20 protein-coding genes are annotated in these 16,861 nt (G+C 57.1%); all 20 read left to right on the forward strand.

Annotation, left to right across the window (positions count from 1 at the left end; translation table 11 throughout):
• The first annotated feature begins 233 nt into the window (after positions 1 to 233).
• Positions 234 to 542: a hypothetical protein gene (locus LZ634_RS04200; RefSeq protein ID WP_001776105.1), complete on the forward strand. Its 309-nt coding sequence runs from the start codon at positions 234 to 236 to the stop codon at positions 540 to 542.
• The gene (locus tag LZ634_RS04205) at positions 535 to 750 is read left to right on the forward strand and encodes a hypothetical protein (protein WP_001112907.1); all 216 of its coding nucleotides are present in this window, start codon (positions 535 to 537) and stop codon (positions 748 to 750) included. Before LZ634_RS04200 ends, LZ634_RS04205 begins: the two co-directional genes overlap by 8 nt.
• 2 nt (positions 751 to 752) lie before the next feature.
• Positions 753 to 1,415 carry a lytic transglycosylase domain-containing protein gene (locus LZ634_RS04210; RefSeq protein ID WP_000958205.1) on the forward strand — a complete coding sequence of 221 codons (663 nt, stop codon included), beginning with the start codon at positions 753 to 755 and terminating at the stop codon, positions 1,413 to 1,415.
• A 10-nt stretch (positions 1,416 to 1,425) separates the two neighbouring features.
• Positions 1,426 to 1,725: a TrbC/VirB2 family protein gene (locus LZ634_RS04215; RefSeq protein WP_000175462.1), complete on the forward strand. Its 300-nt coding sequence runs from the start codon at positions 1,426 to 1,428 to the stop codon at positions 1,723 to 1,725.
• 9 nt (positions 1,726 to 1,734) lie between these two features.
• Entirely contained in the window at positions 1,735 to 4,485 is a 2,751-nt protein-coding gene (locus LZ634_RS04220; protein ID WP_017694776.1) for a VirB3 family type IV secretion system protein, read from the forward strand.
• An 18-nt stretch (positions 4,486 to 4,503) separates the two neighbouring features.
• Positions 4,504 to 5,220, forward strand: coding sequence for a type IV secretion system protein (locus tag LZ634_RS04225; RefSeq protein WP_000770034.1), 717 nt, complete (start codon positions 4,504 to 4,506; stop codon positions 5,218 to 5,220).
• A gap of 11 nt (positions 5,221 to 5,231) precedes the next feature.
• Complete coding sequence (locus LZ634_RS04230; RefSeq protein WP_000769859.1) at positions 5,232 to 5,516, forward strand: EexN family lipoprotein; 285 nt, start codon at positions 5,232 to 5,234, stop codon at positions 5,514 to 5,516.
• Between the two features lie 17 nt (positions 5,517 to 5,533).
• The gene (locus LZ634_RS04235; protein ID WP_000014166.1) at positions 5,534 to 6,541 is read left to right on the forward strand and encodes a type IV secretion system protein; all 1,008 of its coding nucleotides are present in this window, start codon (positions 5,534 to 5,536) and stop codon (positions 6,539 to 6,541) included.
• 76 nt (positions 6,542 to 6,617) lie between these two features.
• Positions 6,618 to 6,758, forward strand: a complete 141-nt coding sequence (locus LZ634_RS04240; protein ID WP_000873539.1) for a hypothetical protein — start codon at positions 6,618 to 6,620, stop codon at positions 6,756 to 6,758.
• Positions 6,751 to 7,437, forward strand: coding sequence for a virB8 family protein (locus LZ634_RS04245; protein WP_001293055.1), 687 nt, complete (start codon positions 6,751 to 6,753; stop codon positions 7,435 to 7,437). Before LZ634_RS04240 ends, LZ634_RS04245 begins: the two co-directional genes overlap by 8 nt.
• Entirely contained in the window at positions 7,430 to 8,323 is an 894-nt protein-coding gene (gene virB9 / locus LZ634_RS04250) for a P-type conjugative transfer protein VirB9 (RefSeq protein ID WP_001045307.1), read from the forward strand. Before LZ634_RS04245 ends, virB9 begins: the two co-directional genes overlap by 8 nt.
• Positions 8,320 to 9,516, forward strand: a complete 1,197-nt coding sequence (gene virB10 / locus LZ634_RS04255; protein ID WP_061284760.1) for a VirB10/TraB/TrbI family type IV secretion system protein — start codon at positions 8,320 to 8,322, stop codon at positions 9,514 to 9,516. Before virB9 ends, virB10 begins: the two co-directional genes overlap by 4 nt.
• A gap of 3 nt (positions 9,517 to 9,519) precedes the next feature.
• Entirely contained in the window at positions 9,520 to 10,569 is a 1,050-nt protein-coding gene (gene virB11 / locus LZ634_RS04260) for a P-type DNA transfer ATPase VirB11 (RefSeq protein ID WP_000342114.1), read from the forward strand.
• On the forward strand, positions 10,556 to 10,957 hold the full coding sequence (locus LZ634_RS04265) for a cag pathogenicity island Cag12 family protein (protein WP_001776111.1): 402 nt from the start codon (positions 10,556 to 10,558) through the stop codon (positions 10,955 to 10,957). Before virB11 ends, LZ634_RS04265 begins: the two co-directional genes overlap by 14 nt.
• 90 nt (positions 10,958 to 11,047) lie before the next feature.
• Positions 11,048 to 11,365 carry a TrbM/KikA/MpfK family conjugal transfer protein gene (locus LZ634_RS04270; protein ID WP_000683352.1) on the forward strand — a complete coding sequence of 106 codons (318 nt, stop codon included), beginning with the start codon at positions 11,048 to 11,050 and terminating at the stop codon, positions 11,363 to 11,365.
• Between the two features lie 26 nt (positions 11,366 to 11,391).
• Positions 11,392 to 11,727, forward strand: coding sequence for a hypothetical protein (locus LZ634_RS04275; protein WP_001776113.1), 336 nt, complete (start codon positions 11,392 to 11,394; stop codon positions 11,725 to 11,727).
• Complete coding sequence (locus tag LZ634_RS04280) at positions 11,703 to 12,011, forward strand: hypothetical protein (protein ID WP_000212005.1); 309 nt, start codon at positions 11,703 to 11,705, stop codon at positions 12,009 to 12,011. The genes LZ634_RS04275 and LZ634_RS04280 overlap by 25 nt, the downstream gene beginning before the upstream one ends.
• Positions 12,008 to 14,209: a type IA DNA topoisomerase gene (locus LZ634_RS04285; protein WP_023281073.1), complete on the forward strand. Its 2,202-nt coding sequence runs from the start codon at positions 12,008 to 12,010 to the stop codon at positions 14,207 to 14,209. The genes LZ634_RS04280 and LZ634_RS04285 overlap by 4 nt, the downstream gene beginning before the upstream one ends.
• Positions 14,206 to 14,598, forward strand: a complete 393-nt coding sequence (locus LZ634_RS04290) for an H-NS family nucleoid-associated regulatory protein (RefSeq protein ID WP_001079960.1) — start codon at positions 14,206 to 14,208, stop codon at positions 14,596 to 14,598. Before LZ634_RS04285 ends, LZ634_RS04290 begins: the two co-directional genes overlap by 4 nt.
• Positions 14,599 to 15,198: 600 nt before the next feature.
• Positions 15,199 to 16,861: type IV secretory system conjugative DNA transfer family protein (locus LZ634_RS04295; protein ID WP_234502555.1), on the forward strand; the 1,663-nt coding region annotated here is incomplete at its 3' end.

Genomic DNA, 16,861 nt, shown 5'->3' on the forward strand with positions numbered 1-16,861 from the left:
GCTTAGCGTACGATTTTTTCCGTTTTCTGAGACGACCCCTAATAACCTAGCAGCGGCGTTCCCCGGTCAGGATAAGGAGGTGTTTTCTGTGACTGCGTAAAGAGATGACGTGCCGCGCCTGTAATGGGTAACACTCTCACTCCTCTGTATCGTTAAGCCTCCCGTTTAATCCTTCCCTGTCTCCCACTGTGCACCGCACGCGGGTGGCTTACTCATACCCAGGAGAAACAGCCATGAGCATGCAAACCGTCCACCGTAAGGCGCTGCGTCAGAATCCTTATTCAACTCTCGGCAAGCCGCCGCTACGCTCCTCCCGTGACCGTATCACGCGTGCCATTAATGGCACCTGGTCGCTCAGGGAGCTGCCGGATAACGTCCGAGAATTGCTAATTGAACGGGCAGCCCTGCGGGCAGAAATCACTACCCTGACTGTGAAAGCGCAGGGACTCAAAAAATCCGATGTATCCGTACTTATTGCCGACAGGCTGCGACGTATCGATGCAATCACCTCACTGCTGGAAAATAGGAAATGTAATGCCTGACATCACGCCTGCTCCGGCCTCACTGCTTGAAGCCGTATTCACCCCCATGACCGAGTACACGCACAACGTGTATTCGGTGAAGGGTGATCGGCTGGCAATGACGCTTACAAAAATCGGTGTTGCCCAAGCTAACAGCCAGGGCGACATTCAGTTATTTATCAACCCGGACTGTGCCACCGGTAAGGTACTGCTCTACAGAAAGGACTGACTATGTTAACCACTGCCGCGTTGTTTCAGCTCGCAATGCAGTGTGCTCCCGCCGTTCACCCCGATACCATCCACGACATCACCCGCACCGAATCCGGCTTAAATCCATATGCCATCGCTGAGATTGTCCCGGTAAAGGGCGGCAGGAGCCGCGTGATTTCTCATCTGCCTTCGTCGAAAGACGAGGCGCTAAAAATTGTGGAGGCCATAAAGCAGAAAAAGCACCGTTATTCAGTAGGGCTGATGCAGATAACCAGCACCAACTTCCCGCAGTTCGGCGTAAGCGCCGAATCCATGTTTAACCCCTGTGACAACATGACTGTTGCCGCGAAAATCATCACCGACTGCTATCAACGAGGAGGAACATTACAGCGCGCCCTGAGCTGCTATTACTCAGGCAACTTTGAAACCGGCCAGCGCCCGGAAAGCGCGTTCGGCAACACAAGCTACGTACAGCGTATTGGCTACGTTGTGCCCTCAACGCGGGCAGAACAGCAGACAGCATCTCCCTCATCCGGGGAAGCGCCTGCCGTCCCGTCCGACAACACTGTTTACCCGGATAGCGTCATACGCGGCGTAATTCCGGCACCCGACACCACCCCGACCAGCATCGCTGCTTATCCGCCACATGTCGTGCGCGGCGGCCTCGCTGTGTCTTCTGATTAAGGAAGAGATCATGACTTTACGTACTATCAAAACCGCTGCAACCCGCCTGATTGCCGCATTTTCCGCCCTGTCTGCTGTTCCAGCAATGGCGGCCAGCGCTGACCAGGCATTTCAGAAAGGCAGTGACGCCATTAACTGGGTCTTCCTCGGCCTAACTGGTATGTCAGTCGTCACTATCAGCTGTGCGGTGGCCTTTATCGCCTACAAGATGCTTGTTGACGGCAAGGCCTGGCACGATCTCCAGCGCGTGTTCTGGGCGGGTGTCCTGCTCGCCGGGGCGTCCGGGTTCGGTGCCTACTTCGCCGCCTAAGGAGGCAGCATGACCATCCTCAACAAGGCGCTGACCCGACCGGCGGCGCTGTGGGGGGTCCCGCTTGTCCCCCTGCTGTTCACCCTGTGCATCCTTACCCTGGCGGCCGTCTGGTCACGTTTTTACTGGCTTCTCCTGCTTCTCATACCTGCCTTTATCGAGCTGAGACGGCTGGCAAAAGAGGACATTCATTTCTTTGACCTGAAGTTGCTGGCGTTTAAAACGCGTGGCAACCGCGCGGCGACCCGGCATTTCGGGACAAAGGCGCTTGTCGCAAACCAGTACGACGCCATAGACGTTACGGAGTTTATAAAACATATGCGGCTCAACGAGAGTATCCCGCTGTCCCGCTATCTCCCCTGGTCTTCCCACCTGCACGAGCAGGTGGTGAAGAACAAAAAAGGTGACTTTGTCAGCACCTGGGAGATCGGCGGTACCATTTTTGAATGCGAGGATGAACATTACCTCGCCACCCTGGACATGCAGCTCAACAACGTTATCCGCTCCTTTGAGGGGCTACCCGTTACCTTCTATACCCATCTGGTGAGCGACGAATTTACCGACACGCTTGAATGTGAATCCGGGATTCCGTTTTCAGATGAAATCGCGCGTCTGTTTTACGCCTCCCGCGAGGGCAAACCTTTCTACCAGCGTCGCCTCTTCTTCACCGTCTGCTTCAATCCGCACACCGGCATTGAGCGGGCGACCATGAAACAGAAGTCCCTGGGCGAACGTAAAACCCTGCTCGACAATGCCCTGCAGGTGATGCAGGAGCACCGGCAAGCGATTGGCACGGCGCTGTCACGCTACGCGGCGCGGCCGCTTGGCACTTATGAGGAGAACGGGCACGTGTTCTCCTCCCAGCTGGCGTTTTACAACTTTCTGATCACCGGCAGGTGGCAGAAAGTCCGCGTCACCCGCACGCCGTTTTATGACGTGCTGGGCGGCACGGATATTTTCCCTTCCACCGACATTGGCCAGGTCAGCCACACCGACGGCCAGAGCTACTTTCGCGGGCTGGAAATCAAGGATTACAGCACTGAAACCATCACCGGGCTGTATGACTCGCTTCTTTATGCCCGCTGCCGGTACGTGTTCACGCAGTCCTATACCTGCATGGGTAAGGATGAAGCGCGGGGCTGCATCCGCACCATCGAGAAACGCCTGAAGTCTGCCGAGGATGATGCGATCTCCCAGCAGGAAGACCTGAAGGTCGCCCGCGACATGCTTCAGTCCGGCATTATTTCATTCGGGAAATATCACCAGACGCTTATTGTCAGCGCCCCAACCAGCGAGCAGGTTATCCGGGACACCAACACCCTGGCGGATACCCTGAAGGATCTCGGTTTCATCATGACCCTGTCCCGCGAGTCGCTGTCGGCGGCGTATCTCGCGCAGTTGCCGGGTGTGTATCACCTGCGCCCGCGTCTGGTGCCGGTGAGCAGCCTCAACTACGCCGAAATGGTGTCGTTTCACAACTTTCACCCGCACAAGCGGGACGGGAATGCCTGGGGGGAGGCGATTGCCGTTGTTCCGACCCCGTCCGGGGGATGTCAGTACGTGAATCTGCACAACAGCCAGGCCGATGTTGACGAGTTCAGCGAGAAGCCGCCGGGTAACACCATGCTGCTCGGCAGTACCGGGACGGGGAAATCGACCCTGCTGATGATGTTCCAGCATCTGATGCAGAAATACCGGCGTCCTGAGTCGTTTGCGCCGGGGGCGACGAAAAAGCGCTTCACCTCGGTGGTCTTTGATAAAGACCGTTCGGCGGAAATGTCGATACGCCTCCAGGGCGGCTCGTACTTCCGTTTCCGTTCAGGCGAGAAGACCGGCCTTAACCCGTTTGCGCTCGCTCCAACGAAACGTAACCGCAACTTCCTCAAGAAGCTGATGCGAATGATTTGCACAAGGGACGGCAAACCGCTCGACCCGCGCGATGAAGAACGCCTCAGCGAGGCAGTGGACACCATCATGCTGGACTACCCGCCTGAGCTTCGTCGCAACGGCATCACCCGCATGCTGGAAGTGCTGCATGAAGCCCCGACGAAGGACGCACGGATGAACGGGCTGCGCATCCGTCTCCAGCAGTGGGCGCAGGGCGGGGAGTTTGGCTGGGTGTTTGATAATGACGTGGACACCTTTGATATCGACAATATTGATAATTTCGGCATCGACGGCACGGAGTTCCTGGACGACAAAGACGTGCGCAGCCCGCTCACCTTCTACCTGCTCTACCGCGTGACCAGCCTCCTCGATGGCCGCCGCCTGGTCATTTTCATGGATGAATTCTGGAAATGGCTTCAGGACCCGGAGTTTTCAAAATTCGCCCTCGACATGCTGAAGGTCATTCGAAAGCTCAACGGCATTTTCTTCCCGGCCACGCAGTCGCCGGAGGAGATGTGCAAGCACGAGATCTCGGCGGCCATTATCGAGCAGTGTAGTACCCGCATCTTCATGGCGAACCAGCAGGCGAAGGAGTACGACTACGTGGACATGCTGCGGGTGCCGAAAGCGGTTTACGACATCGTGACCACCCTCGACCCCTACGCCCGCCAGATGGTGATCATGAAATCTCCGCTGCGGCGTGGTGACGTGCGCCCGTATATCGCACAAATCACCCTCGACCTCTCCGGGCTAGGTCGCTACACGAAGCTGCTCAGCGCCAGTGCGGACAACCTGAAAATTTTTGACGAGATCTGGCAGGAGGGTATGAAGCCGGAAGACTGGAAAGACGAAATGCTGAGACGTGCCGTTTAATCACAAAAGGATAACACCATGAAACTGAAAACCACCCTGACGGCGCTGACCGTCGCCTTGTGTCTCTTTCACGTCCCGGCTCAGGCCGGTATTCCCGTTTTTGATGAAGTAGCCAACGCCAGCAACATCCAGCAGTGGGCGGAGAAGCTCCAGCAGTGGCAGCAGACGGTTCAACATTATCAGTCGCAGATGAACGCTTATAAACAACAGCTGGCAACGGCCACCGGTATTCGGGACGTCCAGGCATTCCTGAATCAGGCAAAAAACCTGACGGCTGACATTAAAAATCTGAAAAACAGGGGGATTTCCTTAAACGATCTGTTAACCGGCTCAGGCGGGTCTTATGCTGGGGAACTAAACAGGCTGTATGACAAATACAAACTGTTCGACAACTGCCCGGAGAACGCCAGCGAGGCGTACCGGGATAGCTGCAAACAGATGCTCCTCAATCAGGCGGTGTCCGTCGAGGACACTTCTGACATCCAGGAAAAAATTTCCGACACGCTGAGCGATATTAGTAATCTCGCCAGTCGCATCGAGAATGCGAAGGACAGTAAAGAATCGCAGGATCTGGCGAACGTAGTGTCCGCGCGGAGTATCCAGCTGAACGCCCTGACCACTCAATGGGAAATGTCGGTCAAACAAAGTGAGATGCGCAACCAGCTGCTTGCCGAACAACGCCGAAAGGCGCAGGCCGAGCAAATGCGCACAGCTCCAATCGCAGACCTTAACTAACAGGTGACCCCATGAAACTGAAGACACTGACCTTTATTGTTCTGGCCTCAGTGGCCGCGCTTACTGGCTGCGAGGATAAAACCTCCGTAGACTGGTATATGGCACACCATGACGACATGCTGGCGAAATACAGGGAGTGCATTTTTAATCATAATTTTGTGCCCACCGATTGCCAGAATGCACGCTCCGCCCTTCACCGTGAAAAAGCTAAACCTGATGTTGCCGAAGGATATAAGCAAATCCTGAAAGACCTTGATAAAGCTCGCGTGCAAGAGCCTATTGCTGACCTGAATTAGCGACAGGAGAACGCACCATGAGTGGAATATTCGTCGGATTAAACAGCCACATCATGGAGGGGTTTGACAGCGTGCTCACCAGCGTGGCCGCCGATACGGGGGGGTGGATGGCACACCTGTTCTCCGTCGCGGTGCTCTCGCTGTACATCACGTGGCGCGCCTACCAGACGATGGCAGGCAAGCTAGTCCGCCCCTTCGAGGAGATCGTGTGGGACGTGAGCCGGATGCTCATCATCATGATTTTCGTCACCAACGCCGGAGGCTATCTCGATCTGGTTTCGGATGCCATCACCGGCCTGCGGGACGGATTCAGCGGCGACGCGTCGATCTGGGCGCGGCTGGATACCGTCTGGGAAAAGGCTCAAGCACTTGGGGAGAAGCTTTACTCTTATGATGATTCAACCTATGTCGCTCTAAAAGGCACTCTGGCGCAGTTTCTGGTCTGGGCAGGCGTCATGTTACTGGTAGGCATCACGGCCATCATTAACCTGATAGCCGAACTGGTGATGCTGCTGATGCTGGCGACCGCCCCGATCTTTATCTACTGCCTGATGTGGTCGTGGTTCCGGGATATGTTCAGCAACTGGCTCAGAATTATTCTGGGCTGCATCCTTACATCCCTGTTCAGCGGCATCGCCCTGACGGTGGTAATGGATTACCTGGACTACATCCTGGCGGGCGCCACAAAAGCATCCGATGCCAACTACCTGACTCTGGCCGTTCAGGTCTTCCTCGGCACGGCGGGTGCCGCCGCCGTGATGGTCCTGACCTATAAGCTGGCCGAGGCGCTTGCCGGTGCATCCGCACAGGGTGCCGCGCAGGCACTTGCCGCGTCGGGAGTAGGTTCAGCCCGTCAATCCGCCTCCTCCGCAGCCGGTGCGGTGGGGGATAAAGCCTCACAGAACCTTAACAGCACCGGCAGCGCAACGGCCTCGTCTGCCTCCACGGCCTCCCGCGCCACCGGCGATGCGCGCAGCCGCAGCCGCGCCGCCGTTCAGCGGATGCAGGAACGCTACCAGAGATAACCCAGTCTGACTGAACTGCGGGACGCCGCAACGGCGTCCTGCGGCTTCGTCACGTCTTTACCACAGGAAAAACACCATGAAATACGGCATCACGCTGCTGATGCTGTGCCTGCTTGCAGGCTGCGCACAGCGAAACACCCAACTTCCGCCCGTGTCGGGCAACCCGGAGCCGGTCAATTCCCCGGCCATTATTCAGGAGTTAACCCCCCATGTCTGAACTTACCGCCAAAGCCCTGAGCGACTCGCGCTCGTTTGAGAACGCCATTCTTGAGCGGGATATGCGCATGAAAAAGGCGGGCTGGATCGTGGCGGCGCTCGCCGGTCTGCTGCTCGTCTTCGCCCTTGCCGCCCTTATCCTGCTGCTACCGCTCAAAACCACCACCGTGGAGCTGTACACGCTCGACCGTCAGACCGGGCGCATCGAGCGCGTCACCACCGTCGGCGAGGACAAGCTGGACACCTCCGAGGTGCTCAATCTCTCGCAGACTGCGTCCTACGTGAAGCGCCGCGAGGGGTACAACTATTTCGCCCTTCAGCAGGACTACAGAGAGACGCAGATGTTCAACAGCGACGAGGTCAACAAGGAATACCTCGACTGGTTTAACAGCCCGGACGCGCCGGACGCTGTGTTTCAGCAGGCGGCCTATGTGGTCACGGTGGAAGTCCTCTCCAACGTACCGTCAGAGGGCACCGGCTCCAGCATGGTGGAGATGCTGCGCATCAAGCGCACCATTCGAAAGGTCAAGGACAACACCGAAACGTATGATTACTGGACGGTGCGCATGACCTACCGCTATTTCCCGCAGAAGAAAATGACGGCCTCCGAGCGCGAGGTGAACCCGTTCGGCTTCATCGTCACCAGTTACCAGCGGTTTAAGGAGAAAAGCGATGAATAAGGTACTGATGTGTGCCCTCCTGCTGACCGCAGCGTCAGCATGGGGTGCGGCGACACCGCGCGGCAGCGCCTATGACAGCCGCATGCAGAACATCCCCTACAACAGCCAGAACACGACAGTGATTAACACGCGGGCGGGTTACATCACGACGCTGGTTTTTGACGCCGACGAGGAGGTGATCACCGCCACCGCTGGTTTTCCGCAGGGCTGGACGATCACACCCGACCGTAACCGCGTGGGGATTAGCCCCGCGCCGGTGAAGCAGCCGGTAACGGATGCGGACGGCAAAACCGTCCAGAAGATTTTCACCCCCACGCAGCAGGACTGGCAGACCAACCTGTTTGTGACCACCACAAAGCGCGACTACAGCCTGATGCTGAACGTGATCGATAACGATCGCGAGGCGGGAAATCTGGCCTTTGTGGTGCGCTTCAGCTACCCCGACGATACCCGCAGGCAGAACGACGCAGCCCGCCTCGCCCGTCAGCAGGAGCTTCAGGCCGCGCAGGAGAAAGAACGCATTCAGTTTGCCCTGAAGAAATCCACTGCGCCGCGCAACTGGAACTACACCCGCAGGGTGGCGGCAGGTTCGGAGTCGATCACCCCGGATTTTGCGTATGACGACGGCCGGTTTACCTATCTCGGCTTTTCACCGCAGAAGCTGATCCCGTCGCCGACCGTCATCGTCGGCGGCAGCGAGCAGGTGATCACCCCGACCTTCAGCACCGAGGGTAACTACCGGGTGATGGTACTGCGCTCTCTTTCTCCACGCTTTGTGCTGCGCTACGGCAGCCAGGTCGTGGGGATTGAAAACGGCAGTTACGGGAAAGTCACCGTGGCGAACGGCAGCACCGTCTCACCGGATGTGAAACTGGAGAGCAAATGATGAACGAACAGAAAGACATTAAAACCGCCGCCGAACTGGAGGCGGAAGCCCGCGAGCGGGCGCGGGCAGAGATTGACGGCGATAAACCCGCCGCAGGCGCGGTGCCACCCGGACAGCCACAGGTGGTGCAGCACGCGAAGCGCCGCAGCCGCCGCACGCTCGTGCTGGCCGCCATCAGCCTGGTGTTACTGGTCATTATCGCCACCGGCGGGGATTACCTGATGGCGAAACTGAAGGGTGACGGCAGCGGGAAAAGCGCGAGCCATGAACCGGAATCGCACGCCACCTCCCCCGCCCGCGAGCGCAATAACCTCGGACGGGATCTGAACCCGCTGGGACAGCTGGCAGACACAACCGGCCAGGAGAAGACTACTCCGACTGATACCGCCGCGCCGCCGCAGGCATCACCGCCCCCCCTGACGTTTGACAAGGTCAGCGCCCTGGCAGACAGCGCCCCAACCACTGCAAGCAGCGCCCCGAAAAGCACGTCCAGCAGTAACGTATCACCTGCGGGCAGCGCGTCCGCGCCAGGCTCTGCAACACCCGCCGGGCAGTCGCAGGATAACGGGCTGGCGCGCATTACCGGCGTGAAGCGGCTCGGCCTCGATCCGGATTTGTACATTCCGGCCGACCGGCATATCCCCTGCGCGATGATGCAGCGCTTTGTATCGGACGTGGGCGGGCGCTTTAACTGCCTTATCAGCGAGGACATTTACAGCGCCAGCAACGCCGTGCGCCTTATCCCGGCAGGCACTGAGGCGCGCGGCCTGTACCGCACCGGCACGCTGAAAAACGGGCAGGGGCGTCTGTTCCTCGCCATCACCGAACTGCGCACGCCGGAACCCGGCCGCCTGGTTATTCCGATGGTTGACAGCCAGGCCGTGGGGGCGCTTGGCGAGAACGGCGTCGCGGGCTGGATAGACAATCACTGGCTGGAGCGGATAGGTAATACCCTCCTGCTCGGCACGGTACAGGACTTTGCCGCTGCGGCCTCCGGCTCGTCGCCGGGCAAGGATCGCAACACGGACTACACGGAGAACACCCGCGCGGCCACGGCGGAAATGGCAAAAACGCTCCTGGAAAACAGCATCAACATCCCGCCGACGATGTACCTCAACCAGGGTGACGTGATTGGCCTGGTCACGGGGGCGGACATTGATTTTTCAGACGTCTACAGACTGCGCATGAGGTAAGCGATGGACGATAAACTGACTGATACCCCGTCAGAGGGCAACGTCGCGCTGTCACACCTGCGCGATCTGTTGTTCGGGGACTACCTGAGCCGGGAGGGGCTGACGGAAATTGCCATCAACCGCCCCGGAGAGCTGCACACAAAAATCAACGGGGCGTGGGAAATGCACGCCTCGCCGGTCACGCTGCGCCAGTGCTCGTCCTTTGCCAGGGCGCTGGCCGTGTGGAACAACGACACCATTGATGAAACGTCGCCTATCCTCTCGGCCACGCTCCCTACAGGAGAACGCTGCCAGATAGTGGTGCCCCCGGCCTGTGAGCGCAACACCATCTCAATCACCCTGCGTAAGCCGGACTACTTCCAGCGCACCCATCAGTCGTATATCGATGCCGGGTTTTATGACCGGGTGCAGGGTACAGAAAAGGTGGAATCAAAAGACGGGGAGCTGAGCCGCATATACCTGTCCGGGAATATCCCGCTTTTTATGGAAAAGTGCGTGGAGTACGGCAAAACGCTCTTTGTGGTGGGGGAAACAGGCTCTGGGAAAACCACCTACATGAAGATGCTGCTGCACTACATTCCCGAGACGCTGCGCCTTATCACCATCGAGGACAACCCGGAGCTGAAGTTTTACAGCCAGAAAAACTACGTTCATCTGTTCTACCCGGCGGACGCCGGAGAGGGCGCAATAGTCACCTCTGATCGCCTGGTGCGCGCGATTTACCGTATGAACCCCGACCGCCCCCTGCTCGCCGAGGTGCGTGGCCGCGAGGCGTGGGACGCACTCAAGCTGATTGAGTCCGGGCACGAGGGGTTTATGTCCTCCCTGCACGCGGGCAGCCCGCGCGAGTGTATCTCCGGGCTGATTGACCGCTGCTACGAGCATCCGGCGTGCCGGGGCATGCCGGTTGACGTGCTGCTGCGCAAGGTACTGCACTGCGTCGACGTCATTGTGAGCGTGGACGTTCACGGCAACGTGCGCCGCATGAGCGACGTCTATTTTAAACCCCTGCACATGCAGGCTATGAAGGAGAGTTTCAATGATGCTGCCTAAACTGACCGGCCTGACGGCGATCGTCGTCCTCCTGGCGGGCTGTTCTTCGCCACCGGAGCCTGCGGCCGTTGACTGGTCACAACCGGCGCAGCCGGTAACGACCACCCGGCCGGTATGGGAACCCAACCGTCTTATCGTGGCCTCGCCGGTGACGGAAGGGCACTGGTCGCAGGTGCTTGCGCGTTTTGAACCCGGCGGGATTTACCCGGCCGCACAGTGGTACGCGGTTGCGCACGCCTCGCGCGCGGTAGTAAATGCCCCGGACGGCCAGCGCTTCTTTGCGGCCAAAACCTGGCTCCGCGAGGGCGGCTACAAGGGTGTGGTGGAGTTTCGCCCCCGCTCCGGCTGCCTGACCTGCGACACCTCAGAAATCGTCTTCTACCGATAACGGCGGCGACGGTCTGAGTCCTTCAGACCGTCACCGACGTTGAACAACCAACGGGCGTTAGCGCCCTGCTTCCCTTCAGAGGAAATCATCATGAAACACACCGTAATCACGGCGGCGCTGCTGTGCGCCCTTACTTCTCCGGCGTTCGCCGCCGATGGCCAGAATGCCGACCCGAATGACCCGTGCGCGATGGTGCTGTGCCTGGCCGGAAAGCTCGACGGCAGCAGTCCCGCCGAGTGTGACCCGATGTACAAAAATTTCATGAGCATCAAAAAGAAAAAAAAGGGGTCGTTTTTACCCGATCACACCGCCGCAGCGCGGCAGAAAAAACTGAGCGCCTGCCCGTCCGCTGACAGCGCCATTGTCGGCAAGATCATCTCGAAATTTGGCCGTATGAACGGTTGGTAAAACGGCAGCCGTAAAGGAGACACCACGTGATTAATCAAACCGTTTCTATTAATAACTTTTCCGGGCTGCTGAAAGATGAGGAGCTTCCTGCAGGTGATTTGCAGACGGTGCTGCTCGTTTTGTCGGAAATCAGCCAGAAACAGGATCATTTTCAGGCCAACACGTCCGAACTCGTCCAGCTCGCCGCGCAGCACTCGCCGACCTTCCAGGCATTACCAGCAGAACGTCAGTCGTTCTTCCGCTCCGTGCTCAGTATGCCGGTCTTCTTTTACACCGTTCCGCTGAGCGACGACGAGGCGGCGGAATGGGAAAAACTCGACGATAAGGATGCACTCCAATGGCAACAAAAACCGGATTTATAGCCCCGCCGTGGCCGCATGTGCGTGGTGATTCCGTTAGTGCCGCGAGCCTGATTTCTCGCATCGAGAAAGAAGCGCATCGCGGCTGCGGCCTGCATTACGAAATCTACCAATATCGCGCCCTGTGCGAATTGCACGATGTTCTGACCAGTCTCAGCGTCCGTGATGCTGAGACGTTCATGACAGTAGCGGCGGATCATGGCTTTAGTCTGTCTGATAACGACTTTCAGGAAAGTCGAATGATGTACTTCGAAACGATGGATGAAATCAGGAGAGATCAAGAATGAGACTGTGGATTGCAGAAAAACCCGCAGTCGCGAGCGATATCGCGAAAGCGCTGGGCGGCAACTTCACCCGGCACGACGGCTATGCCGAATCGGCGACCGATATCGTGAGCTACTGCGTCGGCCACGTGCTGGAAATGGTGCCCCCGGAGACGATCAACCCGGCCTACGCCACCTGGTCGCTCGACACCCTGCCGCTGAAGCTGTACCCGGTACAGCTTCAGCCAAAAGCGAGCGTGGCAAAGCAGGCTAATACCCTGGTGAAGCTGATTCGGCGCCCGGATATCAAAATGGTTGTCCACTGCGGCGACCCGGACGACGAGGGGCAGCTCCTGGTTGACGAGGTGCTGGAGTTCGCCGGAAACACCGCGCCGGTGAAACGGGCGCTTATTAACGACAACACCGCGCCAGCGGTGAAAAAAGCCATCAACTCCCTGCGCGATAACAGCGATTTTCGTGGGATGTACCTGAAAGCCCTGATGCGCAGCGCAGGAGACGCGATTTTTGGCTTCAGTATGAGCCGCTGTTACACCCTCAAAGCCCGCGATAAGGGCTATAAGGGCACGATTTCGGTTGGCCGCGTCCAGACGCCGGTGCTGGGAATGATTGTGCGCCGGTGGCGCGACAATCAGGCGCACAGCGAGGCGTTTTACTACCAGCTCGCAGGGCAGTTTATCAGCGGTACGGACGTTGTCTGCGCCCGCTGGCAGACGTCCGAATACGCGCCGGTGGACGATAAAAAGCGGCTGACGGATAAGGCCTGGGGGGAAGGACTCGCGAGGGCTCTGGCCGGAAAACCGGCCAGCGTGCTCGCGGCCGCCACCGACCGGGGAAAAACCACGGCCGCACCGCTGCCGTTTAACCTGCTGCGCCTCCAGGTGTATATGAACCGCAGGCACAAACTGACCGCGCAGCAGACGCTCGATATCACGCAGAAGCTCAAGGACAGTAAATACATTACCTACAACCGCTCTGACTGTTCTTATCTGTCCGATGAACAATTCAACGACGCGCCACAGGTGGTGGCGGCCTTAAAAACGCTCGACGTTTTTAACGGCCTTACCACCGACACGGCGCAAAAAAGTGCGGCGTTTGACAGTAAAAAAGTCACCGCCCACACCGCCATTATCCCGACGACGAACATGCCGGATTTAAGCCGCCTTACCGACAAGGAAAAGGCGGTTTATCTCACCATCGCGCAGTTTTATCTCGCGCAGTTCGTGGCGAAAAAGCGCTATGACGAGTCGATCGCGGAGATTAAATGCGGTGACGAGATGTTTAAAGTCTCGGCGCGTAAAATCACCGATGCGGGTTTTACGACGTTCCTGAACGACGCGGAAGAAGACGACGAGGAGGACGAAAACAGCACCTCGTTTGAGGCCATCAGCCGCCTGCAAACCGGGGCGACATTAACCTGCCGCGAGGTGGTGATTTCGGAGAAAAAAACTAAACCGCTGCCGCTGTTTACCGAGGCGACCCTGCTCGCTGCCCTCGTTCGCGTGGCCGATTTTGTCGCCGATCCGCGCATTAAAAAATTGCTCAAGGAGAAGGATAAAGACAAAAAAGATGAACACGGCGGCATCGGCACACCGGCGACCCGCGCGGCTATTATTGAGACGCTGAAAACCCGCGATTACATCACCGTGGAAAAGGGCAAATTTATCCCAACTGCCGCCGGGCTGGCGTTAATTGATGCCCTGCCCGACTCGGTGACGCAGCCGGATATGACCGCCGTATGGGCTGAAAAACAGGCGGCGGTTGAAACCGGCGAAATGACCATCGAGCGCTTTATTGATGGTCTTTACGCGGAAGTTTCCCGCCTGGTTGAGAGCGCCGATATTGCCATCAGCGCGACGGAAAAACAGCCCGTTAAAACGGCGCTTAACCGCCTCGCGGTTAAATGTCCGTCGTGCGGTTCTGAGCTGGTTATGACGCCGAAAACCTGCGCCTGTACGGGCTGTCAGTTCAAAATATGGCTGGAAGTGCGCGGCAAAAAGCTGACGGAAAAACAGGCCGAGAAGTTAATCGGCAAGGGCAAAACCGACGTTATTAAAGGTTTTAAATCGAAGAAAAACGACGACACCTATTCGATGATCGTCACGCTGAAAAACGCGCAAACCGGGGAACTCGGTTTTGAATATCCACCACGCGATCCGCTGAAAGGATTGAACGTATCTATGCCGAAGGAGCTGAAATTATGAACCGTATCCAGGACGAATTAACCTCAGAGCGCGCGCTGAAAAAGTTTTTACGTGAAAGTGATTTTGCCTTTCTGGAGATGCTGAGTGCACGTATTTCAGCAGCGCTTGATGAAAAACGCGCAGAGCATATCGAGCAGGAAAAGCTACGCCGACAGCGGGAAGAAAAGCGCAATGAATTGCTGGCGCTGATTGAATCGGAGGGCTTTTCACCGACAGAGCTGGTTAGTACAACTCCCGCCAAAAAGTCGGCAAAACGCAAAGCTAAATATCAGTATTTTGAAAACGGCGTGCATAAAAAATGGTCAGGCGTCGGACGCGTGCCGGTTGTAATTCAGCAAGAACTTGACGCCGGAAAACCTCTTGAATCCTTCCTTATTACCACCGACTAACAACGGCACAGGGTCGGTTTTGACCTGGTTTTTCGGGCTTCGAAGACTGGCGAGCATGGCGATTCAATTTTGAAAAAATTGCTAATCGACAGGCCGCCTGAGTCTGCGAAGTGGCAGGAGGCGAGTAAATTCAATTTCGAAGAAATTGCTAATTTGCGTCGCCGATTCCACTTTTTGAGCGCTCACCCCAAGTGAGCCGAAAAAAGCCGGGGGGGGCCGAATAAATTTTGCCGCCCCAGCGAGCAAAAAGACGCGCCCACGCGTCGGTTTATGTGGGGGGCTTGCCCCCCACACCGTCGTGCCTAAGTCTCCGGCCAAAAGCCGGTCGCGCGTAGCGCGCGACGGTGTGGCCTCTTTTGACCTTGGGGGTTTTGGCCGGGCGTTCAGCCAGGACATTACCCCCATGCGACATGCAGTAAGGGCGTCCAGCCCGCGCGTAATGCCGCACGCCGTTAGATCGCGGGAGTGTACCTCCTGCGATCATGGCCGCTTAGCGGCCACTTCTTTTGCAGCATGGAATCGGTCAGTCAGAACGATCACAACCTGTGACCGTTCTGACTGACCGATGGTGCTGACCGAATTTAAGTGAAGGAGAATATCGTGATATTCGACAAACTGAATCATTTGCTGTCGCCGATAGCAAATGCCGTCCTGGCCTTTATCGCCTTTTTGCAGGCGCATCAACTGGCGTTAGCGCTGCTGTCCGGCGTCATGCTGCCTTTTATATTTTCTGCGAAACACGGCGGTCAGGAAAAGCCGACGTTTCTGCAAAGGATCTTAATTCTGCTTTCCATGATCTGTTTTGTTTTCGGCTCGATAGCGCCAGTGGCCGTTTGGTTTTTACAGCGCATTTATGGCCGGGAAGATATCGCCAGTCCGCCGCTGCTTACCTGGACAATGGCGCTACTGTTTACCGTCGCCGGTTTTATTCTGCACGTGGTTTTACGGCGTTTGATCTCGCCTGAATTTGATAAGGTCAAACGCGGCATGGTGAAAAAAACCAGCATGGAGCGCGACCGCAGAACCGACGTTCGCCGGGTAAAAGAAATTTTACCCGTCACCACAGAATACGATCCGATGGATTACATCGATCTGAATAAGGGGATTTTTATCGGGCTGAGCCGCGAGGGTGAGCCGCAATATATTCCGTTAAAAGAATGGCAGACCCAGCACGCCGACATTATCGGCACCACTGGTGCCGGTAAAGGCGTCGTAACCGGTATTCTGCTTTATCAGAGCATCCTCGCCGACGAGGGCGTTTTTGTTCTCGACCCCAAAAACGACGAGTGGGCACCGCACCTGTATAAAAAAGCGTGCGCGGACGCCGGAAAACCCTTTGTGCTTATCGACCTGAATAAACAGGAATACCAGATGAACCTTATCGACGGTATCACCGCCGACCATCTGGAGGAATTATTCGTGGCCGGTTTCAGTCTGGCGGAAAAAGGCGAGGCGGCGGATTTTTACCGTATCGACGACCGCAAGGCGGCGAGAACGGCGGCGCAGTTCGTGAAGGATAATCCGGGCGCAACCGTGCGGGATATTTATAACGGCGATTATGTTCAGGGCATTGGCGAGACGATTAAAGCCTTTCACGGTAAAACCGAGGAGCTGGCAATGCTCAACAGCATTAACGCGCCAGGCGGTTTTGCGCTGAAGGAGATTTTCGACAAGGGCGGCTGCTGCTATATCATCGGTTCGATGCGTAACTCTAAAATCATTACCGCGCAGCGCATGATTTTAGTTCGCCTGTTCCAGCTCGCGGAATTGCGCGACCGCGTCGCGGGGAATATCCGCCCCATCGCCATCTTTAAGGACGAGGTGAAATATCACCTGTCCAAACCGGCGCTCGAAGGGTTAGGCGCGGCACGCGATAAAGGCGTCCATATATTAATGGCGCACCAGTCAATTGCCGACCTGCGCGACTGTCCGGCGGATTTAAACGGCGACGCCGTGGTTGGGGCGGTTGTGGAAAACTGCAAGTTTAAGCTGGTATATAAACTTCAGGATCCAGACACCGCCGAATGGATTGCGCGCATGTCGGGCACGATTTTAGTCGATGATGAAAGCCGGAAAGTCACCACCACGGCGGTGCTGACAGAAAAAGTCGATAACGAGCGCATGCTTCGGCAGGCGGAAAGCTATTACATCGACAGCAATATGCTCCAGAACCTGCCGAAGTTCGTCAGCTATATCTTCAGCCAGAACGCGCTCGCGTTCCCGTCGTTAATCTCACCGCTCAAGGGGTCGGTTCCGGCTGAGG

The organism is Kluyvera intermedia, assembly GCF_021440345.1.
Classification (GTDB): domain Bacteria; phylum Pseudomonadota; class Gammaproteobacteria; order Enterobacterales; family Enterobacteriaceae; genus Kluyvera; species Kluyvera intermedia_A.